Genomic DNA, 22,486 nt, shown 5'->3' on the forward strand with positions numbered 1-22,486 from the left:
TACGTGGGCAGGGCCGGATTGTAGCAATATTTATGTTGCACATTTCGGTCCTTTTAACGTGAGAACCAGCGAATACGGAATTATAGATGGGGGTTATCAGGAATTTTTATTAGCCTGTACCCCTCTTTTTGTAAGACGTTCTGTAATTCAATTTCTGGGATGGATTTGAATATAATCACACTTAGCGATTGGCTAGGTACAATGCCGTACTTTGACAGAACATCTCTAAAGCCTTTCTTGAGCAGTATTTGGCGAAATCTTCTGTCGGCTCTGATCGCTGGAATTTTATCACTTCCCTGAAACCAGAAATTAGGGTTAAAACTTTTAATGGCTACCATTGGCAAGTTTAGCCCTGCTGCAAATTTTTCCATTTCTCTTTCAGAAACTTTGTATACAAAGTTCCCTACCAGCTCGTAAGAAAATCGGTTTTTCCAAATTTTGTTAACTAACCCATATTTAATCTTTTCTAAAACGTTATTCATAAATAGCAAAAAGGGCATTTTCAAAATAGGGTCTTGTGGCTCTATGATCACGATTCCTTTCTTTGCTACTCTGACCATTTCATATAATGCAGCATACGGCCTAGGAAAATGATGATAAGTTTCTTTACACAAAATATAATCTATGCTATTGTCGTCGAATGATAGATTTTCTGCGTTTTCAGCTGAATAGTTTTCAATAAGGCCGACTTCTTTTGACACGGCAAGAAAAGCGTCATTGATATCCGTTGCAATCACATTGAGTACGCCGTTCTCGATCAGATAATTCGCATCATGACCATAGGCATCGCCAACAGTCAGCCAGGACGCGCTTTTATATGCTGTAATGGGTTTGACACAGTTGAAAAATTGGTTCTGTAGCCAGTGGTTGATTGTTCCTTTTGAAGTTTTAATGCCTTGCAGCAAGGCTACTTTCTGTTCTTTTTCGGGAAATCGGTTAGTATACCAATTCGAATGTCTGTTATAGCTTTCATTGTGGAATGGTTCATTGTTTCTATTCGTATTTTCCATCATTTTATAGTACGGCGGCCCAGGTCGTCATAAATTATTTCCTATATAACGGACAATTAAAGTGATGTGCTACATTTTTTTGACTTATTGGTTACTTATATTTTTGTTTTTTTGATCAAGTGTTGTTTTTATGTTTTCAGTATGAATGTGTTGGCTATATTGTTGTTATACAATCCTCGCGATGATTACGATAAATATCCTTGTATAGGGAATTTATACAAAAAAAATATCAATTATATTATTTTAAAATTGAAAGAAGTCTTTTATTAATATGCATGGGAGGCATCCATGTTGATGTGAACTTCAACAAAATGAGGCAAAACAGGAGATTTCCGATAGGTCATTACACCTTAGGGAAACGATATGTAAAAACAAAAAAGTCGCTCTCTTTATAGAAAGCGACTCGGCTGTGCTCCCACCTGGGCTCGAACCAGGGACCAAAAGATTATGAGTCTTCTACTCTAACCGACTGAGCTATAGGAGCGGCTTATTTCGTCAATTTTAGCCACTGTTGTGCTGTTTTGACGATGCAATTATCGATATTTGTATCGGTATTTCAAAATAATTCGATGGAAAAAATTAAAAATATTGTTCTTGATTATGGGAACGTCATCTTCATGATTGATTTTGTAAAATTGAAAGCTGCTTTTACTCAGTTAGGTATAAAAGACGTGGATGCGGTTTTTGGGCACCATGGGCAGAGCGAACTTTTTGACAATTTTGACAAGGGAAAGATTGACGCGGCGCAATTCAGGGACGGTATTCGCGAAATCACAGGAAATGCGGCGCTAAGTGATGCGCAGATTGATGCCGCCTGGAATAGTCTGCTCGTTGGCGTACCTCAAGGTAATCACGATCTGTTAATGCAGCTGAAAGATAATTATCGCACATTCTTATTAAGCAACAACAATGCAATCCACTACGCCTATTGCATGAATGATATTCAGCAGAAGTATGGTGTCGCCGACAATGAAGCTTTTTTTGAAAAGACGTATTATTCGCATATGGTAGGGATGCGAAAACCCGATGCTGAAATATTTGAACTGGTCATGCAGGAGCAGCAATTGCGTCCAGAAGAGACGCTCTTTATTGATGATAGTCCGCAGCACCTGGCAACAGCCCAACGATTGGGCTGGCACACGGCACTATGTACCAAAGAGAAACCGTTAAAAGTCCTGCTGGAAAAGTTTAAGCTGTTATAAGTGATTTTTTTCTTTTCATTATCATTCTTATTTTGTACCTTTGTGCCACTTTAAATTTTAAAAGCGACGAAAGGAGGTATATACAACGCATGATTATCGTAAATGTAAAAGAAGGAGAATCTTTAGATAGAGCATTGAAACGTTTCAAAAAGAAATTCGAGAAAACTGGAGTTTTGAGAGAGTTACGTTCACGTCAAGCTTACGAGAAGAAATCTGTGACTCGTCGCATTCAAGTGAAAAAAGCGATCTACAAACAATCTTTGAATCAAGATGTAGCTAACTAATTGATTCGCTGAGATTTCAAAAATATAGAGGGAAAAGCCATGCTTTTCCCTTTTTTTTGTGCTTTTAAATTTGTAAATTAAGCATACTATAGCGCGGTAATTATGTTGGAAAAGGAGTTTATTCGTTTTTTACAGATTGAAAAAAGGTATTCGGAACATACTGTGATTGCCTATCGGCATGAGCTGGACATGTTTCGGGACTTTTTGACCGCCGAAGGACTGGAGGTGAAGGATGTGGTCTACCGTGATCTGCGCCATTACTTTGCGCAAATGATGGAAGGCGGAAAAAATGCCAGCTCTGTTAATCGGAGTATGTCGTCGTTGCGTACCTATTTCAAATTTCTGCAGCGGGAGGATTATATTGTTAAGAATCCGATGACCTTAATCAAGGCTTTAAAAACAGCTAAAAAGTTACCGGTCGTGGTGGAGAGGGATAAGTTGGTCCGTCTATTGGATCACATGGAGCAGCAACAGGAGGATTTTGAATCCTGCCGCAATTACATTGTGATGGAATTGCTCTTTGGTACAGGAATCCGCCTGGCCGAATTGTTGAAAATTAAGGAACAGGATATCGATTTTTTTAACAAAAAAATCCTTATATTAGGTAAAAGGAACAAAGAAAGGCTTGTTCCGATAAATGATGTTTTACTGAAAGAATTGAAAAACTATTTACAACAAAAAGCGACGCAATTTGTTGATACAGATAATAGCTTATTGATCGTGACCAAAGAGGGAAAACCGGCGTATGCCAAGCTGATTTATGATATTGTGCATAAGCATCTGACGCTGATTTCTACTCAAGGTAAACGAAGCCCTCATATCTTGAGGCATACGTTCGCAACCGCCCTGTTGGACAATGGGGCCGATTTAAATGCAATTAAAGAACTGCTGGGACATGCAGGCCTGGCGGCAACGCAGGTCTACACGCATAACTCAGCAGAGCGATTGAAGTCAATTTATAAACAAGCTCATCCAAAAGCTTAAAAAAAAGGAGGAAAAATGAACATTACTGTGCAATCCATTCGATTTAATGCGGATCAGAAGTTAATCGAATTCATTAAAAAGAAAACAGGAAAATTGGAGCAGTTTTTGGATTCAATCATCGGTGGTGAATGCTATCTTCGATTGGAAAATGTTGATGACGAGGCGAACAAAATTTCGGAAATAAAACTGAATATCCCCGGAAGCCAACTTTTTGCAAAAGGACAGGCGAAAAGTTTTGAAGAGGCAACTGATATTGCCGTTGAATCTATTCGTAGACAGATTAATAAATATAAAACAAAATCAAAAAATACAGTCATTAATAATCGTAAAGAAGTCTTGTTAGAGGAGGAAGAAGAGGAAGAATACGATTAAAATATATACATACCCATGTTGTAGAGGAGGCCAGGTCATACTGGCCTCCTTTTTTTATACAGGAAAAATCTTATTTATAATAAATCAAAATAATGTAATGTTTTACTTGGATTGATTATAAATAATATTTACTTTTGGGCAGTCAAATGATAAGAGGAATAGAAATGTCAGAATTGGTTTGCCCGTTAGCGAACGTAGAAGAGGTATTTTCTACCACCGCTGGTACAGTTTATCAATGTAGCCGTAAAAATTGTTTCTGGTTAGCTTATAATAATAGCACCACTTCTTTTTCAGTTTCGGATTTTTTGAAGTTCAAAAAAAGAATTGATACCATAGATGTGGAACGGATGCTCAATGATACAACTCGTTCCTCAGATTTTGAAATTGTCATGCCATTTCGTACGGAACGCTGTTTTATCCTTTCAGTGGAGAATATACTTGAACTACGCGAGCTTCTGAATGGCGCCAAATTTATGATTGAATTAAACAGTGTCGTCAGAACCTGCCTGCAGGTATCGCCTTTCGCTGTATTAGCCTAGGCTGACGTATCCTAATACAACATAGTAGCTGCGGTGTATATTGACAAATATACACCACAGTTTTTATAAGGACTCCTTATTTAAATTAAAATTAAATAACAGGTCGATGGGCCTAATCCTGCAAGCCGTAAATTCTGCTTTTTTAAAGCGATTTAAAGCCTCATTGTTTTCATTTATTGCCTATTGAAAGTTTCGATCAGTTGTATTTGTAATTGTATTGATTCTAAACAAGTTGCGTTTTTATTGGCTAATTTAGACTGAATTTGTATTGCATATTCTTTATACAAATTGTTTAAATGCGATGTATCTTTGTAATGAAGTCGGGTGATCGGATCTATCGCTCGAGATTGTTTTAGAAATTAAACTTAAGGAAAATATGAAAGATTTATTGAAATTAAAATCTTCTTTAAAAGAAGAAATCGAAAATATACTTAATGCACAGATCAAGGTAGAGGCACACTCGTCAGCATTGTACCTAGCGATGTCATCTTGGTGTGATGATCAAGGCTTGGAAAATGCAGCTGAGTTTTTTGCGAGACAGTCCAATGAAGAGCGTGAGCATATGCTGAAGCTTTTTAACTATATCAACAACCGTGGTGGACGTGCGATCTCTCCGGAGATTACAGGGATCCCACAGGACTTTGAGTCTTTCCGCGGTGTATTTGAGCAAACACTGGAGCAGGAAATGTTTGTGACCGAGCAGTTTAACAACATTGCAGACAGATGTGCAAAAGCAAAAGATTATGTGACATTCAACTTTGTACAGTGGTTTTTGGAAGAGCAAGTTGAAGAAGAATTTGTTGCGCGACGCATTCTCGAGTTATTTGATGTTATCGGTGAAGAGGGTACGGGCCGCTGGGAAATTGACAAACACCTTGTTAAAGTTTCTTTTGCTGGTGAGTAAAAGATAGAAAGATTTATCCGAAAGAACGAGCTGTTTTCCCGACAGCTCGTTTTTTTTTATACAAAATCACAACTTTTTACGTTAATAGCTTAAGAATTCTTATATTGAATTGTATAATTGCAAAGTCTATTTGATGGAACTAAGGGGCGGGAATATCATCCGGTTTATACTTTTGTTGTCTATTATAAGCTTGTTTTTTCTGCCAGGGATCACTTTTGGCCAGTCGACAAAAAAAGAAGTTTATGGACTTGTTGTAGATACAGCTGGCAGGCCGCTAAAAGGGGTTAATGTCCACTTGACGAGCTCCCGCGATACCTTGTTCACTTCCACATCCGTTACAGGTTACTTTCATTTCAGCAGGGTGCTGGGCAACGATATCCGTATAAGCTGCAGCCAGATCGGTCTCAGCATACTGGAACGTAGTTATCCCCTCTACAGCAGCACCACAGCTAAGCTGGATGTCGGCAAATTGACGATGTTTCCGCATGTTTCGCTGCTAAAAGAGATTGTGATCCAAAAATATAAACCCATTGTTTACAAACAGGATACTGTACAATTTAATCTGGATGCTTTTCAGTTTGACCGTCGGGCATTACTGGAGGAAGCACTTAAAGCACTGCCAAATGTACAGGTCTCGCGCGACGGCTCTGTCTATGCTTTTGGAAAGCCTATTTCCTCGGTCAAAGTGGATGGTAAGAAGTTTTTTGGCGGTGATGTGCTGACAGCTACGAGAAACCTGCCGGCGGACTTTGTAAAAAACGTGCAGATTATTGATTTTTATGGTGATGAAGCGACAGCCAAAGGGGTCAAAAACACCGAATCCGAAAAGGTGCTGAATATTGTCCTCAAGGAAGACAAGAAGAAAATTACCTTTGGCCAGGCAACTTTGGGCGGCGGTTCTGCAGAGCGCTACCTCGGCAGCATTGGGGTCAATAGATTTGACAATGGAAAGGAATACTCTATTGTTTCTTCGACTAATAATACAAACACCAATCTTTTTTCCTTTGGGTCGCCCAATGGGGGAGAGCGCGAGCGGGAGATGGGGGAGCTCGCGGATTTTGCGGACCCTACTGATGGAGTCAATAAAATCAGCTCAGTGGGAGCTAGTTTCTCCAGCCCACTGTCCAAAACAGTGAATGCCAGTGGAAGATATAGCTTTACCCAGCGTAACAACTATACCGAAGGGAATTCATTCCTGCAATCCATCTATAAATCCGGCAAGGGTGTCAACAATTCCATTAGTAATTACGAAGATTACAAAATCAGGTCCGTAGACCGTACGCATAAGATGGACTGGGACTTTGACATGAAGTTGTCCCCAAAAGACCAATTAAAAGTTTCCCCGAAACTTTCCTGGTCCAATTCGGCTGGACAGACTTACAAAGACAGACGTCTTCGGAACAACAGTCTGAGCAGTACTGGGCGTTACGGTGCTGTCAACAGCAGCGAAAGTCCGGCTGCCGCCCTCGATCTTTTTTATGTACGGAGCTTCAGCAAGCCCGGCCGAAAAATACTCTATACCTTTCATACCGATTTTAATTCGCTCGATAAGGATGAAGAGCTTCGTGATGCCAATAGTGCGATAGACAGCAGTTCAACCGAACCTCGGAGAACGGAGACATTTCTCAAACAGATGATCCGTTCGGACAATCAGAATACCAACCTGCAGAGCCGGCTGTCTCTGGTCGAGCCTGTCGATCTGGGGGGTGTTCTGGAAATCAACTACGACTTCGACTATACCAAAATAGATGCAAACCGCTCAACCTATGATACAAAGGATGAGAGTATCAACCCAATTTTGGTAGATTCGCTCAGTCTGCGCTACAACTATGCCTTTGCCAGCAATAAAGTTGGGATGATCTACCGGCATGATCTCGGCGAAAGGGTCAAAATGAGCTTTGGATTTGCGGTGCAACCATCAGAACTGACGGGGACTTCTACCGACAAGGCGATCAGGACATCATATTCGAATGTGAATCTTGTGCCATCTACTGGCCTCAAATGGAAGTTTACCAAAGAAGAAGACCTGTCGATAGACTATTATGGACGCAATAATCAGCCTAACTTTTATCAGATACAACCTGTCGTGGACAATACCAATACGCAGAATATTATCGTCGGCAATAAAGATTTAAAGTCCGAGTTCGCCCACAGCTTTGTTTCTAAGTATCGTAAATCCATGACAAGGCGTGGACAGTATCTCGAAGCGAGCCTCGCTTTTAATTTGGTAAACGACAAGATCGTGGCCAACCGGACGATCGAACAAAACTCGACTGTTCAGAAGACCAGTTACCGCAATACCGAGGGATATTATGATATTAAAAGCTACTATCTTTTTACGGCATCATTGCTGTCTGACAATTTGCAGATGAGCCTTAATGGCAATGCCGACTATTACAACAACATATCCTATATCAATGAAAAAAAGAGCTTTGGTGGCCATTTTTTACTCACGCAGGCAATTCAGTTCCGTTATGCTTGGAATGATATTTTTGAAGCTGAGTTAAATGGCAACTATTCTTTAAACCGGGCTACATTCGACTGGCCGGTGCAGGACAATATAACGGCACATTCTGGAATCGTGGGACTCGGGTCCAAGGCTTATCTGGGCAAGCATGTGACGATGGGACTGGAGGTCTCCCAAAAATTTAACGCGGGGTATTCCAGTTCGTGGAATAATATAAATCCAACCATTATCAATGCATATATGGAGTATACTTTTGGGCGTAATAATCTCGGTATGCTACGATTTCAGGGATTTGACCTGATGAACCAAAATACCGGAATCTCGCGTGCTGTTGTCGGCAATGATATCCTTGATGTTCAGAATAACCGTCTGGCACGCTATTTTATGCTGTCCCTTAATATACGCCTGCAGAAATATCCGAAAAAGTCGGGATAAATTGTCCAGCTGCAGCTTCTTGGAGACGGAAGTATGCGCTTGTTCAGGAAACTGCAATAGTGTGAGGAAAACTAAATGTCGATACATCAAGTGTCACCTATAATAATTATGCAGATGAAAGCAGTTGTCATGACAATGCCGGGCGGACCGGAAGTACTCAAAGTAGAGGAGAGGGCGCGTCCCCGGATCAGCGACTCGGAAGTGCTGATCGAAGTCCGCGCCGCGGGAGTTAACCGGCCTGATGTTTTTCAGCGAAAGGGAAACTACCCAGCGCCTCCGGGCGTGGATCCCTGGATACCGGGGCTGGAGGTAGCGGGTGTGATCGTTGAAAAAGGAAGTGCCGTAAAAGACTGGAATATCGGTGATCGGGTGTGCGCTCTGGTGGCAGGCGGTGGTTACGCAGCATATGCTGCCGTGTATCACGGACATTGCCTTCCCATTCCGGATGTGCTGAGTTTTGAGGAAGCCGCCGCGTTGCCGGAGACGGTTTTCACCGTGTGGGACAATGTCTTCCGCAGGGGGATGCTACAGGCAGGAGAAGGGTTGCTGGTGCATGGTGGCGCTGGGGGAATCGGGAGTACCGCCATTCAGCTTGGGGCGCTGTTCGGAGCAAGCGTATATACAACCGTCAGTTCACCGGAGAAAGCCGCTTTCTGCCTTTCCCTTGGTGCGGTCAAAGCCATAAATTATCAGGATGAAGACTTTCAGCAGGCCTTGGCTGGCCTGCCCGTTGATGTCATCCTGGACAGTATCGGCGGATCCTATTTTGAAAAGAATGTCAATCTGTTGGATGCTGATGGCCGGCTGGTGTATATCAATGCAATGGAAGGTGCAAAAGTGGAACTGAACTTACTCAAGCTCATGCAGAAGCGAATAGTGCTAACCGGTAGTACACTACGCGCCAGGGACCGGCAGTTCAAAGAAGGCCTACGCGATGCAATCTGGTCAAGTGTATGGCCCAAAATTGATTCGGGCGATTTTAAACCGGTGTTATTTCGCGTACTTCCATTTCATGAGGCCGCCGAAGCCCATCGTATCATGGAGGATTCTGTGTTGCTCGGTAAGGTTGTGCTAAGCTTTTAGCTTTTGAAAGTTGAGTGGCGTTGTGCCGGTGATATTTTTGAAATATTTATGGAAACTCGAGAAGTTCTGAAATCCAGAGTCGAAGCATATCTGTTTGATGGTATGTTTGTTTTCCCGCAAAAGGTTGCAGGCGGTCTTGACACGCATCTCGATCAAGAACTGAAAAAGCGTTTTGCCTACCTGTGATTTGAAGTAGCGGCAGAATGAATTTGGCGTCATGCCAGTCAGAGAGGCCAGTTCCTGCAAACGGATCTGATCGCGATAGTTCTCACCAATATATTGCATGGCGATCCGCATGCGGTCGGCATCCTGATTCTGTAGCTGCACCGTAAACGTCTCGCTGGTGAGTAGGTCATGTTGCTCCTCGGCGGCGACGCACACCAGGATCTCCAATAAGCATATGATCCGTGCCGTGCCTGCGCTACGTAGTATATCGTTGATATACTGGATTGTTTTCGATTTGCTTTTTGCAGAAAGTGCAATGCCGCGTTTGGCCGTGCGCATCAATTCTTTGATCTGCTGATTTTCGGGTAAATTGATGAAGTCATGTCCCCAAAAATTCTCTTTAAAATGTATGACGCGAATATCCGCCGGCTGAGGCTGATCCTTTTTTAAATAGATCTCGTCAAATAACCAATAATGTGGAAGATTGGAGCCGACCAGCGTAATATCACCAGACTCAAAACGCCGTACACTGTCTCCAATAAACTGGGTGCCGGATCCTTTGGCAAAATAGATCAGTTCAAGCTCCTCATGGTAGTGCCAAAGGTTGTGATATTGTGGTGTACTATCCTGTCTGGCATTGAAGGAATGGGCGAGGTGTTTATTTAGATGGAGCAATTGTGCTTTCATAACTATGAAATATATGCAATAAAGTTACGTATTTCTAGATAGTGAAGGTAATATAGCTTAATAAAATGATAATATACCTGAATATAGTTTAGTATTTTTAAGTTTATTTTACATTTAAATAACTACTTATAAAGCGTTTGAAACTATGACTAACAGAAAGAGTTACACATTTGCCCTGATTTTGGTAACCTCCCTTTTCTTCTTCTGGGGATTTATCCATAACCTTGATCCCATATTGATACCACATTTGCGGAATGCCTTCAGTTTAACCCATTTTCAGGCTTCGTTGGTCGATTCGGCGGTGTTCATTGCTTATTTTGTGATGGCTATACCAGCAGGGATTATCATGAAGCGCTACGGTTATAAAGCGGGTATTTTGATTGGCTTGCTATTTTTTGCCATCGGATGTTTTCTATTTGTACCGGCTGCCAACACCATCAGTTATATTTTCTTTTTGGGCGCTTTATTTGTAGTAGCCTGTGGTCTGACGATATTGGAAACCGCGGCTAACCCGTACGTGGCCATTCTAGGCGATCCGGCCTCATCCGCGCAGCGGCTTAATTTTGCTCAGTCGTTCAATGGGCTGGCTGCTTTTTTAGCCCCTATATTTGGTGGTAAATTCATCTTGTCGCATGCCCCCAAATCGCAGGAGGAACTTGCCCAGATGACAGAACAGGCCAAACTGGCCTATATTCAGTCCGAGACAGCTTCGGTGAAGATGCCTTATCTGATTCTGGGGATATTGATTTTGTTGATCGCAGCACTGTTTTTCTTTACGAAGCTTCCGGATATCAAAGACGATGAGGAGGAAGGAAAGGCGGGCTTTTTTCATGCACTCAGGCATAAAAACGTACGCTGGGCCGTAGTTGCCCAATTCTTTTATGTGGGTGCGCAGGTTTGTATATTGAGCTTCTTGGTACTGTATGCGACCGAAGTGGCGGGAATATCGGGAAAAGACGGTGCTGATTACGCGGGTTTTGCCGGATTGGCGTTTATGCTGGGCCGCTTTATCGGAACCTTCTTTATGCGTTTTGTCACGGCGTCCAGATTGCTTATCATGTATTCGTTTATCACCATCGCACTATCCTTAGTTGTAATCTTTGGAACAGGTGTGGCGACGCTTTACGCGTTGATAGGTATTGCATTTTTTATGTCCATCATGTTTCCGACGATTTTTGCCTTTGGTGTACAGGGGATAGGGGCAGACACCAAATCTGCTTCTAGCCTGATTGTCATGTCAATCGTCGGTGGTGCATTGTTGCCACCGCTTCTCGGTTTAATCTCGGATAAAACAGGCCACTTTCAATACGGATATGTTGTGCCCCTGGTCTGCTTTATTGTTGTATTGATCTTTGCTTATCAGAACAAAGATGTCCGTATTGACGAAACAGAAAATCTTAAATCACATTAATAAACAGGAATGAAAAAATATGTCATGGCATTGGATCTAATTGATGATCCACAGCTGATCAAGGAATATGAAAACTATCACCGTGCAGTATGGCCAGAGATCAAGCGTTCGATCCTCGACGCGGGCGTGACGCAAATGGAGATCTACCGGTTCGGGAATAGGTTATTCATGTGTATGGAAGTAAGCGAGGACTTTTCTTTTGAGCGGAAAGCCACTATGGATGCCGCCAACGAAAAAGTACAGGAGTGGGAGCAGCTGATGTGGAAATATCAGGCTGCAATACCTGGGGCCAAAGCGGGGGAGAAGTGGGTAATAATGGATAAAATATTTGAATTAGTATAAGTTATGGCCATACAACGCTATTTACAGATCCACCCCATGGACAATGTTCTTGTTGCATTGCAGGATCTGGCCGAGGGGACGACGATTGTTTTTGGAGACAAAGAATTTACACTCAAACAGGCTGTTGCTGCCAAACATAAATTTACCATCCAGCCCATGAAGCAGGATACCAGCGTGTTTATGTATGGTGTTTTAGTGGGAAAGCTAAACCATGATTTGCTGGCGGGGGAACTGATTACGACAGAAAACTTGCGGCATGCGTCCGAAGATTTCCGCATGGGGGAACGCAAGACCGGCTGGACGAAGCCGGATGTCTCTGCATTTAAAGATAAGACCTTTAAGGGGTTCCACCGCTCTAACGGAACGGTCGGAACGGCCAACTACTGGCTGGTCATACCACTGGTATTCTGCGAAAACCGTAATGTACTGACGTTAAAAGCTGCATTCGAAGAAAAACTGGGCTATAAAGTGAATGCAAATAACTATGTCTCGGAGGTAGAAGATCTGATCACGTTATACAAATCCGGCGCGGATGTGAACCAGATTCTTGCAAGGAATCTACAAGCGGATCCAGTATCAGTAAGGCACGAACGCCTATTTAAGAATGTCGACGGAATCAAATTCCTCAATCATGAAATGGGATGCGGAGGTACACGCATGGATTCAGATGCCTTATGCGGCCTTTTGGCAGGATACATTACTCATCCCAATGTTGCAGGGGCGACGGTGCTGAGTCTGGGCTGTCAGCATGCACAGGCCGCTATTCTGAAAGCAGAGATTGCAAAAAGAGATCCGGACTTTGACCGGCCACTGTATATTTTTGAGCAGCAAAAAGAAGGTACTGAAAAGGAGCTGATGCAAAAAGCCATTAAGGCGACATTTGCGGGCATGATGCAGGCGGATCAGCATGAGCGCAGACCTGCAAGCTTGGACAAGCTCTGTATTGGGCTGGAGTGCGGTGGGTCAGACGGATTCTCCGGTATTTCAGCTAATCCGGCACTCGGATATGTTTCCGATATCTTGGTTGCTCTGGGCGGTTCGGTGATCCTGGCCGAGTTTCCCGAGTTATGTGGGGTGGAGCAGGAATTGAGCGACCGGTGTATTGATGAGGCTACTGCCGAAAAATTTATGACGTTGATGCGTACCTATAACGCCAAGGCCGAAGCTGACGGTTCGGGATTTTATATGAACCCCTCACCGGGCAATATACGTGATGGTCTGATTACGGATGCCATAAAATCTGCTGGAGCGGCTAAAAAGGGTGGAACTTCACCTGTAGCTGCAGTGGTCGATTATCCGGAACTGGCCAATGGGCCGGGATTGAACTTGCTGTGCACGCCGGGCAATGATGTGGAGAGCACGACCGCGGAGGTGGCAGCAGGAGCTAATATTGTGCTATTCACAACAGGCTTGGGAACGCCCACGGGCAACCCGATCACGCCGGTAGTCAAAATATCCACCAATACAAAAACTTTTGAAAAAATGCCCGATATCATAGATCTCAACTGCGGGACTATTATCGAAGGTACAGAAAGTATCGAGCAGGCGGCACATCGAGTCCTCGATTATGTGATTGCGGTCGCCTCGGGTGAAATAAAACCAAAAGCGGTGCTGTTGGGGCAGGATGATTTTATACCATGGCGAAGAGGTGTGTCACTATGATGAACCAATAATAATATCTATATGAAACTGAAACATGTCATCTGCGGTCTGGCGCTGTTCATGGGGGTTATCTCCCCCAGTTATGGCCAGCAAGCTTACCAGCGAAGCCCTGAAAATTTAAAAAATAGGGAATGGTTTGAACAATCCCGGTTTGGCGTTTTCATCCATTGGGGAGTATATAGTGTCCTGGGAGATGGTGAATGGGTGATGAACAATCAAAACATCAGCTTGGACGAATATGGACTGTTGCCCAGATTCTTTAATCCACTTGCTTTTAATGCAAAAGAATGGGCAAAATTATTCAAACAGGCCGGTGCAAAGTATATTACGTTCACAACCCGGCACCACGATGGTTTTTCGATGTGGAATAGTCAGGTATCTGACTATAATGTTGTCCAAAAATCACCATTCAAACGTGATATTGTGAAGGAGCTGGTGGAAGCTTGCCGTGCCGAAGGGATAAAAGTCATGTTTTATTATTCCTTGCTGGACTGGAAGCGAAATGATTACTTGCCGGCCGGAAAAACCGGCGGCGGTATCGCTGGTCGGGATTCGACCAAGGGTGACTGGAATCACTATATACAGTTTATGAAAGATCAGCTGACCGAACTGCTTACCAATTATGGTAGGATCGACGGCATCTGGTTTGATGGGCACTGGGACAAGCCGAAAGCAGACTGGCATTTCGAGGAGATCTATGCCTTGATTCACAAGCTGCAGCCACAGTGCCTGGTTGGCAATAATCATCATTTGGCGCCGTTTGAAGGTGAAGATTTTCAGATGTTTGAACGTGACCTGCCGGGGGAGAATACGACCGGTTTTGGGACGAAAGCGCATGATGTCGGTACATTGCCGAAAGAGGTGTGTGGTACAATAGCCGGCTCCTGGGGATTTGAACTGAAGGACCGGACCCGAAAATCCTTTAAGGAGGTGCTAACCTATCTCCTCAAAGCTGCGGGTCATGGTTCCAACCTCCTGCTTAACGTAGGGCCGATGCCAAACGGTGAAATACAGGATTATCAGCAAGATCGGTTAAAAGAGCTTGGCAAATGGTTGTCAGTGTATGGTGAAACCATTTACGGTACGGAGGCTGGCGGAATAGCACCGACAGATGATTATGTCCTGACGAGAAAGGGCAACCAAGTATATTTGCATGTGCTCAAACCGGAGAAAAAGGATTTGCACATTCCAAATCTTCCATATCAGGTAAAGAAAGTGACAACATTTATCGGAAACAAAGAAGTTAAGTTTAGCAATAAGCAGAATGGTTTGCAACTGGATCTGCCGGCATCGACTGATGAAACAGATCTGGTGCTGACATTAACAATTAAATAACAATGGGAAAATTAGAACAAAAAGTAGCTGTTGTAACAGGAGGGGGCAGCGGCATTGGCCGTGCAATCAGTTTGGAATTTGCTGCCGAAGGCGCGAAAGTTTATATCTTGGACCTCAATGAGGAAGGCGGACAGGCTGTCGTCGAAGAAATTGAGTCGGCGGGTGGACAAGCGGTATTCAGCCGTTGTAATGTAACAGATCAGCAAGAAGTAGTGACAATAGCGCAAAATATCGGAAAAATTGATATTTTAGTAAATAACGCCGGTATTGCCCATGTCGGCAATTTAGAAAATTGTAAATCAGAAGATTTTGAACGGATTTTTAACGTCAATGTGAAGGGGGCCTACAATGCGCTGTACGCGATTGTGCCAATCATGAAAGCGCAAGGTTCAGGGGCGATCCTTAATCTGGCATCGATAGCAGCATGGGTGGGCATTACCGACCGTTTCGCTTATTCGATGAGCAAGGGTGCGATCTATGCCATGTCCATGTCTGTGGCACGGGATTACATGGCATATGGTATTCGTTGCAACAGTATTTCGCCTGCGCGCGTTCACACGCCTTTTGTCGATGGTTTTATTGCTAAAAATTATCCCGGGAAAGAGGCCGAGATGTTTGAGAAGCTGTCCGCCAGCCAGCCTATCGGGCGTATGGCGCAGCCAGAGGAAATTGCCAGATTAGCACTTTTCCTTTGCAGTGATGATGCTGGCTTTATTACCGGAAATGACTATCCGATCGATGGGGGTTTTATCAAGTTGAATAATTAGAGGTTGAAATACTCAATACTATAAAATATGAAGTTAATACGTTTTGGTGCTTTAGGCAAGGAGAAAATCGGCGTTCAGATTGACGGCGTAAATTACGATGTAAGTGCGTTCGGAGGAGATTATAACGAGCAGTTTTTTGCGGAAGATGGTCTTGCCCGCCTGGAGGAGTTTGTAAAAGCAAATGAAGGCAAATTAATCGAGATCCCAGCCGGCGAACGCATCGGAGCCCCCTTTGCCCGCCCATCAAAAATTGTCTGTATTGGACTGAATTACATGGATCATGCAAAGGAGACTAATGCTCCTATCCCTGCTGAGCCTATTATTTTTATGAAATCCACCACGTCACTTGTGGGACCGTACGATAATGTGATGATTCCGAAAGGATCTGTGAAGACAGACTGGGAAGTGGAGTTTTGTATTGTAATTGGTAAAAAAGCGTCTTATGTTGAAGAAAATGAAGCGCTGGATTATGTGGCTGGCTACGTGCTTCATAATGACGTATCAGAACGCGAATACCAATTGGAACGCGGCGGCACCTGGGACAAAGGCAAAGGCTGCGATACCTTTGCGCCGATGGGCCCCTTTATGGCGACCAAGGAGGAGATCAAAGATATCAACAATGTACGTATTTGGTTAAAAGTGAACGGTAAAACTTACCAGGACGGTAACACCAAGGATTTAATCTTTTCCATTGCCCATGTTGTTTCCTACGTGTCTCAGTTTATGACCTTACTGCCGGGCGATGTCATTTCTACGGGTACCCCTGCCGGTGTGGGGCTTGGATTTAATCCGCCAATTTATTTAAAACCAGGTGATGTCATCGAATTAGGTGCAGATGGTCTCGGCGAATCCCGTCAGACTGTGGTCGCTTATTCGAAAAGTTAATTTATTACGAGATTACGATTATGCGTATAGATACCCATCAGCATTTCTGGAAGTTTGATCCTGTTCGGGACAGCTGGATCACCGATGAGATGCACGAGATTCAACGCGATTTTACACCGCTTGACATTCAATTTTTGCTCGAACGAAATGGATTTGCTGGCAGTGTGGCTGTTCAGGCAAGCCAATCTGCTATGGAGACCGCTTATCTTGTCGGACTATCCAAAGAATATGCTTTTATCAAAGGTGTGGTTGGCTGGGTTGATCTGCAGGCACAAGACATCGATCAGCAATTGGCTGACTACCGTTCTGAGTCGATTATAAAGGGATTCCGCCATGTGGTGGAAGGAGAATCGGATCCTGACTTTTTGATCCGTCCGGCCGTATTGAATGGCCTCAAGGCCTTGGCTGAATTCGGGTATACCTATGATCTGTTGATTCGGCCTCGCCATTATGCTGCTACATTGCAATGTGTTGAGCAAAATCCCCGGTTACAATTTGTATTGGATCACATTGCTAAGCCTCCGATCAAATCCCGGGAGTTTGACGAGTGGGCGGCTTTTATTGACCGGCTTGCTGCCTGTCCAAATGTGGTATGCAAGGTGTCCGGTTTAGCGACCGAGGCGGATTGGACAGCATGGAAGCTGGATGATTTCAAGCAATATGTGGACCATATTGTCGATCGTTTTGGTAAGCAACGGATCATGTACGGTTCGGACTGGCCTGTATGTTTGCTGGCAGCTTCCTACGAGGAAAGTATAGCCATCGTCGAAGATAAACTGGGGCAGTTCACGACGGCGGAGAAAAATGCATTTTGGGCCGAAAACGCGATACGTATCTATAATCTTTAAGAAAAATACTATGGATCTTCATTTAAAAGATAAAGTTGTCATTGTTACCGGCGGAGCAAAGGGTATCGGGCGTGCGGTGGTGCATGCGCTAGCCAAAGAACAGGCGATACCGGTTATCGTTGGCCGTAAACAGGCTGACAATGAAAAAGTAAGGAAAGAAGTCGAGCATTATGGCGTAAATGCACTGTGTATTGAAGCTGAGCTATCTCGTCCTGAAGATTGCGAAAGAGCTGTGAGCGAAACGTTGACAGCTTATGGACGCATCGATGGCCTTGTGAATAATGCTGGTCAGAACGATGGTGTCGGGCTCGCGTCCGGTACCTATGAAAAATTTGTTGCTTCTTTGCATAAGAATCTTATTCATTACTATCTAATGGCACACCATGCTCTAGATGCTTTAAAGTCGTCCAAAGGAAGTATCGTAAACATTTCTTCCAAAACGGGTGAAACCGGGCAAGGGAATACCTCAGCCTATGCTGCCTCCAACGGTGGTAGGAATGCGCTGACACGGGAGTGGGCGGTAGAATTGTTGCCTTATTCCATTCGTGTCAATGCCATCATTGTCGCCGAATGTGCAACACCTCAATACGATAGCTGGATTCAGACCCTGCCAAATCCGGAGGAAACGCTTAAAAAGATTACGGACCGTATACCTTTGGAACACCGTATGACAACGGCAGAGGAAATTGCCGATACAGCTGTTTTTCTGTTATCAAACAGATCGAGCCACACCACTGGACAGCTGATCCATGTTGATGGTGGTTATGTGCACCTGGACCGTTCGATCATTGCTGAATAATAATTTAATCAATGATGTGGAATAAAAAAAGCCTGTTCAAGTGAACAGGCTTTTTTTGTGGTGCCAGCTGGATTCGAACCAGCGACACAAGGATTTTCAGTCCTTTGCTCTACCAACTGAGCTATGGCACCGCTTTTTTGCTTTCGTTTTATTCCCGATTGCGTTGCAAATATAGTGTGATAATTTGAAATCTAAAACTTTTCGGGATATTATTTTTGTTGTTTTTCCAAACAGGTTGATTTTGATCGAGATAAAATTACAAGAAACTAACATATCCAAAAGGGAATAAGCCGTATCTTTGCATTTCAATAAATTGAGATGAGTAAAAGAGGAAGAGTTTTGGTGGCAATGAGTGGAGGGGTGGATAGCTCCGTTGCTTCCGTTATGCTCCACGAACAAGGGTATGAGGTGATTGGTATTACGATGAAAACCTGGGATTACGCCTCCGCAGGTGGTTCGTCCAAGGAGACAGGCTGTTGTAGCCTTGATAGTATCAACGACGCCCGTACATTAGCCGTAAACTATGGTTTCCCCCATTATATATTGGACATACGTGATGAGTTTGGGGACTTCGTCATTGACAATTTTGTGGAGGAATATATCGCTGGACGTACACCCAATCCCTGTGTGCTGTGCAATACCCATATCAAATGGGAAGCGTTGATGAAACGTGCCGATAAGCTGGACTGCGAGTTTATTGCAACAGGACACTATGCCAATATCCGCTTGCACGACAATGGCCGTTACGTTATATCAAAAGGTAAAGATGAAAATAAGGACCAATCCTATGTGCTCTGGGGTGTTTCTCAGGAAAATCTCGCCCGGACACAGTTTCCATTAGGTTCGTTCACAAAGAAAGAAATCCGTCAGATGGCTTTGGATATGGGACAGAAAGAACTGGCCAATAAATCTGAAAGTTACGAGATCTGCTTTGTGCCGGACAATGACTACCGTGCGTTCTTGCGACATAAGGTGCCTACCTTAGACCAGCAAATCGGCCCTGGCAACTTTATCCTGTCGGATGGTACGGTTGTCGGCAAACATATCGGTTATCCCTATTTTACCATAGGTCAACGCAAGGGCCTTGGCATAGCCTTAGGCAAGCCCATGTTTGTGATCGAGATTCTTCCTGAAAGCAATACCGTTGTCCTCGGGGAGGAGCATGAGCTCGAAAAATCCCATGCTTACGTCCGTAATGTCAACCTTGTAAAATATGCTCGTCTCGACCAGCCTATGGAAGCGATATCCAAGGTCCGTTATAAAGATCCCGGGGCTTCATCGACGATCACTCAGGAAGGAGACCATGTGCGCATTGACTTTATACACAATGTTAAGGGGATAGCGCCCGGGCAGTCTGCCGTGTTCTACGAAGGTAATGATTTGATCGGTGGCGGTTTTTTAATGAAATAATAACGGCTGACCCACATTCCGAATAAGATGTTTAATCCCTATGCTGCTACAGCATAGGGATTTTTGTTGTGGGTACTTTCCGGCCCAAAGAAGATGCCTTGGATAAAGTTTACAACATCGTTGACGAATGGCATAAAGCTGTGTTGGAAAACCGTATTCACGAATTGATGAAAAACGGTGGGGATGAGGGTCGTGAAGGGCTTCCTTATGACTAAATAAAATGACATTTTTTGGGAAGATTACTAAAATTATTAGTAATTTTAATCCATGAATCCATCAGAATCATATTTTAAGGGGCGGGGGGCACAGGTCAATCCCAATAACAAATTTTTTTCCAGTCAATATGTACAGGAGCATATAGAAGGGCTTGATGAGGAATTTCTGGGGACAGAGAAAACGCAGTTTATAGCTACACATCCCAAATCGATCATATCAAAGTCCAATAGTCCGGATTTGCGTTTTGAACGTTCGATTAATCCTTACCAAGGCTGTGAACATGGCTGCATCTATTGTTATGCGCGCAATTCACATGAATACTGGGGATTCAGTGCGGGGCTCGATTTTGAGCGGAAAATTCTGGTCAAGCACAACGCTGCCCAGCTGCTCGAGCATGAATTCCGGAAGCGGAGCTATCAGCCGGACCTGATCATGCTTTCCGGAAATACTGATTGTTATCAGCCCATCGAACGTAAACTGGGAATCACGCGCTCTATTTTGGAACTTATGGTCAAGTATAGGCATCCTGTTTCTATCATCAGTAAGAATGTGTTGATGCGGAGAGATTTTGATCTGCTAGCGGAGCTTGCAGCACTCAACCTGGTGTCGGTGGCGGTTACGATCAATTCACTGCGAGAGGAAGTGCGGCAAAAAATGGAGCCCAGGACCGCAACGGCAGCTGCCCGTCTCAAGCTGATCGAGGGATTGACGCGGATAGGTGTGCCCGTGATGCTGATGATGGCGCCGATCGTTCCGGGTATCAATAGTGACGAGATTGCAGAATTAATCCGCTTAGCAGCAGATGCGGGGGCGGTGACAGCCTCTTATACCATCGTCCGGCTCAATGGACAGATCGGTGATATTTTTAAGGACTGGCTTTATCAGAATTATCCTGACCGTGCAGAAAAAGTCCTGCATTGGATTGAGGCCTGCCACGGCGGCAAGATCAATGACAGTGATTTTGGCCGGCGCATAAGGGGAGACGGCAATATGGCTGAAAGCCTGCAGCGGCTGTTTAAACTGTCGGTCCAAAAGTATATGAACGGTGGGTGTCTGCCGGCATTAAGACGGGATCTCTTTAGTCTGCCGGATGCTGGTACCCAACTGGGGCTGTTTTAGCCCTTTGGTTTGCCAGCTGGACGGCACAAGGCAGGTAGTCTAACTCGATATTAACAGCTCTGCCGCTGCTAATCTGGTCTCCCTAGCTATTGCTTCCCCTTTGTATTTTTGATTGCGATATAGCTGATATACAATAACAGTAACCAGACCGGAATCAGTTCAACAGGCAGTTTCATGCCGGTAACCCACATGATGCCAAGGACAGCAAGCAGAAAAATCAGACAGATATAGTTGCTCCATGGATACAGAAATGAAGGGAATTTGGTGTGCTCTTCTGCCTGCTGTTTGTTCTTTCTAAAATAAAGGTGAGTAACGGAAATCATCAGCCAGTTGATAATGAGCGAGGAGACAACAAGTGACATCAGTATTTCCAATGCATTTTTAGGAGCAACATAATTGACGAACACACAGATGGCAGCGAATAGCGCCGAAACCAAAATAGCATGGATAGGTGCATGGTTTTTGTTGAGTCTGGAGAGGAATTTTGGTGCATTGCCTTGCTCAGCCAGGCCATAGAGCATGCGGCTATTGCTATAGACGCTGCTGTTGTAAACCGACAGTGCGGCTGTCAGCACAATGAGATTGAGCGCGTTGGCGATAATTTTTGTGAAATAGAAGGTATTGCCGAACAAGCTGAACTCAAAACCCTTAAGTTTATCGAAGACCAGCACAAAAGGGCTGGTGTCAGGGGTGATATTCGTCCAGGGAGTTAATGAAAACAAGATGATCAATGCACCAACATAGAAGATCAGAATGCGGTAGATCACCTGATTAGTTGCTTTGGGAATATTTTTTTCGGGATGTTCAGCTTCTGCTGCAGTGATGCCGACCAATTCAAGCCCACCGAAAGAAAACATAATCAGTGCAATCGCGGACAGCAGTCCTTCATAACTTCCGTCCGGGGCCCGGTTAAACCAGCCTTTGGGAAAAAAGCCGCCATGGGCCGTAAGATTGTTAAGGCTCGCCTGTTCGCCACCTGTACCACTGATCAACAGGTAAGCTCCAAAAACAATCATTGCGATAATGGCAACAACCTTGATTATGGAAAACCAGAATTCAGTTTCACCGTAAATTTTTACGGAGGCGAGGTTGAGGGCGTTGATGGCAAAGAAGAAAAACAAGCTTGATCCCCATAACGGGATCTCTGGCCACCAGAACTGCACATATACACCGATGGCGGTCAGTTCTGCCATGCTGACCAAAATATAGAGTACCCAATAATTCCAGCCCGAAGCGTAGCCGGCAAAGGGCCCCCAATACTTATTGGCGAAATAACTGAAGCTGCCCGAGACAGGTTCCTGAACCACCATTTCGCCAAGCTGCCGCATAATAAAGAAAGCGATTATTCCTGCAAATGCATAGCCGAGGATCACGGCCGGCCCCGCTAATGTGGCGGCCTTTCCAATACCCAGGAAGAGTCCTGTGCCAATCGCTCCGCCTAATGCGATGAGCTGAATATGTCTATTTTGCAGTCCTCTTTTTAATTGTTTTGAGTTTTTATTATGCTGTTTCTCCATCTGTATGGTTAATACGGTTACCGTTTCTATCCCTGGACATTGA

Annotated in this window: 22 protein-coding genes and 2 tRNA genes; 19 read left to right on the forward strand and 5 right to left on the reverse strand. The window is 44.1% G+C overall.

Going from position 1 to position 22,486, the window contains the following annotated elements:
• Window positions 1–80 precede the first annotated feature (80 nt).
• Window positions 81–1,013, reverse strand: a complete 933-nt coding sequence (locus tag K7A41_RS20170; protein WP_265715194.1) for a class I SAM-dependent methyltransferase — start codon at window positions 1,011–1,013, stop codon at window positions 81–83.
• Window positions 1,014–1,420: 407 nt separating this feature from the next.
• Window positions 1,421–1,494, reverse strand: a tRNA-Ile gene (locus K7A41_RS20175).
• Window positions 1,495–1,579: 85 nt separating this feature from the next.
• On the opposite strand from K7A41_RS20175, the gene K7A41_RS20180 reads away from it, so the two are divergent.
• The 8 genes from K7A41_RS20180 to K7A41_RS20215 all read left to right on the forward strand — a co-directional run bounded on the left by K7A41_RS20180 (window position 1,580) and on the right by K7A41_RS20215 (window position 9,280).
• Window positions 1,580–2,212: an HAD family hydrolase gene (locus K7A41_RS20180; RefSeq protein ID WP_265715195.1), complete on the forward strand. Its 633-nt coding sequence runs from the start codon at window positions 1,580–1,582 to the stop codon at window positions 2,210–2,212.
• Window positions 2,213–2,301: 89 nt separating this feature from the next.
• Window positions 2,302–2,496, forward strand: a complete 195-nt coding sequence (gene rpsU, locus K7A41_RS20185) for a 30S ribosomal protein S21 (protein WP_028069994.1) — start codon at window positions 2,302–2,304, stop codon at window positions 2,494–2,496.
• A 102-nt stretch (window positions 2,497–2,598) separates the two neighbouring features.
• A complete protein-coding gene (locus K7A41_RS20190) occupies window positions 2,599–3,480 on the forward strand; it encodes a tyrosine-type recombinase/integrase (RefSeq protein ID WP_265715197.1) in 882 nt (293 codons plus the stop codon).
• A gap of 15 nt (window positions 3,481–3,495) precedes the next feature.
• Window positions 3,496–3,852, forward strand: a complete 357-nt coding sequence (hpf, locus tag K7A41_RS20195) for a ribosome hibernation-promoting factor, HPF/YfiA family (protein ID WP_028069996.1) — start codon at window positions 3,496–3,498, stop codon at window positions 3,850–3,852.
• 164 nt (window positions 3,853–4,016) lie between these two features.
• A complete protein-coding gene (locus K7A41_RS20200; RefSeq protein ID WP_265715199.1) occupies window positions 4,017–4,391 on the forward strand; it encodes a DUF6686 family protein in 375 nt (124 codons plus the stop codon).
• A 376-nt stretch (window positions 4,392–4,767) separates the two neighbouring features.
• Entirely contained in the window at window positions 4,768–5,295 is a 528-nt protein-coding gene (locus K7A41_RS20205) for a ferritin (protein ID WP_028069998.1), read from the forward strand.
• 133 nt (window positions 5,296–5,428) lie between these two features.
• A complete protein-coding gene (locus K7A41_RS20210; RefSeq protein ID WP_265715201.1) occupies window positions 5,429–8,197 on the forward strand; it encodes a TonB-dependent receptor in 2,769 nt (922 codons plus the stop codon).
• A gap of 114 nt (window positions 8,198–8,311) precedes the next feature.
• Window positions 8,312–9,280 carry an NAD(P)H-quinone oxidoreductase gene (locus tag K7A41_RS20215; RefSeq protein WP_265715202.1) on the forward strand — a complete coding sequence of 323 codons (969 nt, stop codon included), beginning with the start codon at window positions 8,312–8,314 and terminating at the stop codon, window positions 9,278–9,280.
• On the opposite strand, the gene K7A41_RS20220 is transcribed toward K7A41_RS20215, so the two are convergent.
• Window positions 9,269–10,132 carry an AraC family transcriptional regulator gene (locus K7A41_RS20220; RefSeq protein ID WP_265715203.1) on the reverse strand — a complete coding sequence of 288 codons (864 nt, stop codon included), beginning with the start codon at window positions 10,130–10,132 and terminating at the stop codon, window positions 9,269–9,271. The genes K7A41_RS20215 and K7A41_RS20220 overlap by 12 nt on opposite strands.
• A 145-nt stretch (window positions 10,133–10,277) precedes the next feature.
• Between K7A41_RS20220 and fucP the strand changes: the two genes are divergently transcribed.
• Genes fucP through K7A41_RS20260 form a run of 8 tightly spaced genes read left to right on the forward strand, consistent with a single transcriptional unit; the run spans window position 10,278 to window position 18,181 of the window.
• Window positions 10,278–11,543, forward strand: coding sequence for an L-fucose:H+ symporter permease (fucP, locus tag K7A41_RS20225; protein WP_265715204.1), 1,266 nt, complete (start codon window positions 10,278–10,280; stop codon window positions 11,541–11,543).
• Window positions 11,544–11,552: 9 nt separating this feature from the next.
• Window positions 11,553–11,885: an L-rhamnose mutarotase gene (locus K7A41_RS20230; RefSeq protein WP_265715205.1), complete on the forward strand. Its 333-nt coding sequence runs from the start codon at window positions 11,553–11,555 to the stop codon at window positions 11,883–11,885.
• 3 nt (window positions 11,886–11,888) lie between these two features.
• Window positions 11,889–13,547, forward strand: a complete 1,659-nt coding sequence (locus K7A41_RS20235; RefSeq protein ID WP_265715206.1) for a UxaA family hydrolase — start codon at window positions 11,889–11,891, stop codon at window positions 13,545–13,547.
• Between the two features lie 21 nt (window positions 13,548–13,568).
• The gene (locus K7A41_RS20240; protein ID WP_265715207.1) at window positions 13,569–14,882 is read left to right on the forward strand and encodes an alpha-L-fucosidase; all 1,314 of its coding nucleotides are present in this window, start codon (window positions 13,569–13,571) and stop codon (window positions 14,880–14,882) included.
• 2 nt (window positions 14,883–14,884) lie between these two features.
• Entirely contained in the window at window positions 14,885–15,649 is a 765-nt protein-coding gene (locus K7A41_RS20245; protein ID WP_265715209.1) for an SDR family NAD(P)-dependent oxidoreductase, read from the forward strand.
• 27 nt (window positions 15,650–15,676) lie between these two features.
• Window positions 15,677–16,534 carry a fumarylacetoacetate hydrolase family protein gene (locus K7A41_RS20250; protein ID WP_265715210.1) on the forward strand — a complete coding sequence of 286 codons (858 nt, stop codon included), beginning with the start codon at window positions 15,677–15,679 and terminating at the stop codon, window positions 16,532–16,534.
• 20 nt (window positions 16,535–16,554) lie between these two features.
• Window positions 16,555–17,382, forward strand: a complete 828-nt coding sequence (locus tag K7A41_RS20255; RefSeq protein ID WP_265715211.1) for an amidohydrolase family protein — start codon at window positions 16,555–16,557, stop codon at window positions 17,380–17,382.
• Window positions 17,383–17,392: 10 nt separating this feature from the next.
• Window positions 17,393–18,181: an SDR family oxidoreductase gene (locus tag K7A41_RS20260; protein WP_265715212.1), complete on the forward strand. Its 789-nt coding sequence runs from the start codon at window positions 17,393–17,395 to the stop codon at window positions 18,179–18,181.
• A gap of 58 nt (window positions 18,182–18,239) precedes the next feature.
• On the opposite strand, the gene K7A41_RS20265 is transcribed toward K7A41_RS20260, so the two are convergent.
• Window positions 18,240–18,312: transfer RNA gene (locus K7A41_RS20265), tRNA-Phe, on the reverse strand.
• Between the two features lie 187 nt (window positions 18,313–18,499).
• Here K7A41_RS20265 and mnmA point away from each other — a divergent pair.
• The 3 genes from mnmA to K7A41_RS20280 all read left to right on the forward strand — a co-directional run bounded on the left by mnmA (window position 18,500) and on the right by K7A41_RS20280 (window position 20,926).
• Window positions 18,500–19,591: a tRNA 2-thiouridine(34) synthase MnmA gene (gene mnmA / locus K7A41_RS20270; RefSeq protein WP_028070018.1), complete on the forward strand. Its 1,092-nt coding sequence runs from the start codon at window positions 18,500–18,502 to the stop codon at window positions 19,589–19,591.
• Window positions 19,592–19,659: 68 nt separating this feature from the next.
• The gene (locus tag K7A41_RS20275; RefSeq protein ID WP_265715213.1) at window positions 19,660–19,806 is read left to right on the forward strand and encodes a hypothetical protein; all 147 of its coding nucleotides are present in this window, start codon (window positions 19,660–19,662) and stop codon (window positions 19,804–19,806) included.
• A 52-nt stretch (window positions 19,807–19,858) separates the two neighbouring features.
• Entirely contained in the window at window positions 19,859–20,926 is a 1,068-nt protein-coding gene (locus K7A41_RS20280; RefSeq protein WP_265715214.1) for a PA0069 family radical SAM protein, read from the forward strand.
• Between the two features lie 86 nt (window positions 20,927–21,012).
• On the opposite strand, the gene K7A41_RS20285 is transcribed toward K7A41_RS20280, so the two are convergent.
• Window positions 21,013–22,443 carry an amino acid permease gene (locus K7A41_RS20285; RefSeq protein ID WP_265715215.1) on the reverse strand — a complete coding sequence of 477 codons (1,431 nt, stop codon included), beginning with the start codon at window positions 22,441–22,443 and terminating at the stop codon, window positions 21,013–21,015.
• Window positions 22,444–22,486 lie beyond the last annotated feature (43 nt).

It is taken from the genome of Sphingobacterium sp. InxBP1 (assembly GCF_026191775.1).
Lineage (GTDB): Bacteria > Bacteroidota > Bacteroidia > Sphingobacteriales > Sphingobacteriaceae > Sphingobacterium > Sphingobacterium thalpophilum.

Bases quoted from the DNA above. Each gene is read 5' to 3' on its own strand.
- K7A41_RS20280 (WP_265715214.1), top strand. From the start codon at position 19,859: ATGAATCCATCAGAATCATATTTTAAGGGGCGGGGGGCACAGGTCAAT.
- fucP (WP_265715204.1), top strand. From the start codon at position 10,278: ATGACTAACAGAAAGAGTTACACATTTGCCCTGATTTTGGTAACCTCC.
- K7A41_RS20260 (WP_265715212.1), top strand. From the start codon at position 17,393: ATGGATCTTCATTTAAAAGATAAAGTTGTCATTGTTACCGGCGGAGCA.
- rpsU (WP_028069994.1), top strand. From the start codon at position 2,302: ATGATTATCGTAAATGTAAAAGAAGGAGAATCTTTAGATAGAGCATTG.
- K7A41_RS20200 (WP_265715199.1), top strand. From the start codon at position 4,017: ATGTCAGAATTGGTTTGCCCGTTAGCGAACGTAGAAGAGGTATTTTCT.
- K7A41_RS20255 (WP_265715211.1), top strand. From the start codon at position 16,555: ATGCGTATAGATACCCATCAGCATTTCTGGAAGTTTGATCCTGTTCGG.
- K7A41_RS20245 (WP_265715209.1), top strand. From the start codon at position 14,885: ATGGGAAAATTAGAACAAAAAGTAGCTGTTGTAACAGGAGGGGGCAGC.
- K7A41_RS20230 (WP_265715205.1), top strand. From the start codon at position 11,553: ATGAAAAAATATGTCATGGCATTGGATCTAATTGATGATCCACAGCTG.
- K7A41_RS20220 (WP_265715203.1), bottom strand. From the start codon at position 10,132: ATGAAAGCACAATTGCTCCATCTAAATAAACACCTCGCCCATTCCTTC.
- mnmA (WP_028070018.1), top strand. From the start codon at position 18,500: ATGAGTAAAAGAGGAAGAGTTTTGGTGGCAATGAGTGGAGGGGTGGAT.
- K7A41_RS20205 (WP_028069998.1), top strand. From the start codon at position 4,768: ATGAAAGATTTATTGAAATTAAAATCTTCTTTAAAAGAAGAAATCGAA.
- K7A41_RS20210 (WP_265715201.1), top strand. From the start codon at position 5,429: ATGGAACTAAGGGGCGGGAATATCATCCGGTTTATACTTTTGTTGTCT.
- K7A41_RS20285 (WP_265715215.1), bottom strand. From the start codon at position 22,443: ATGGAGAAACAGCATAATAAAAACTCAAAACAATTAAAAAGAGGACTG.
- K7A41_RS20240 (WP_265715207.1), top strand. From the start codon at position 13,569: ATGAAACTGAAACATGTCATCTGCGGTCTGGCGCTGTTCATGGGGGTT.
- hpf (WP_028069996.1), top strand. From the start codon at position 3,496: ATGAACATTACTGTGCAATCCATTCGATTTAATGCGGATCAGAAGTTA.
- K7A41_RS20180 (WP_265715195.1), top strand. From the start codon at position 1,580: ATGGAAAAAATTAAAAATATTGTTCTTGATTATGGGAACGTCATCTTC.
- K7A41_RS20250 (WP_265715210.1), top strand. From the start codon at position 15,677: ATGAAGTTAATACGTTTTGGTGCTTTAGGCAAGGAGAAAATCGGCGTT.
- K7A41_RS20170 (WP_265715194.1), bottom strand. From the start codon at position 1,013: ATGATGGAAAATACGAATAGAAACAATGAACCATTCCACAATGAAAGC.
- K7A41_RS20235 (WP_265715206.1), top strand. From the start codon at position 11,889: ATGGCCATACAACGCTATTTACAGATCCACCCCATGGACAATGTTCTT.
- K7A41_RS20215 (WP_265715202.1), top strand. From the start codon at position 8,312: ATGAAAGCAGTTGTCATGACAATGCCGGGCGGACCGGAAGTACTCAAA.
- K7A41_RS20190 (WP_265715197.1), top strand. From the start codon at position 2,599: ATGTTGGAAAAGGAGTTTATTCGTTTTTTACAGATTGAAAAAAGGTAT.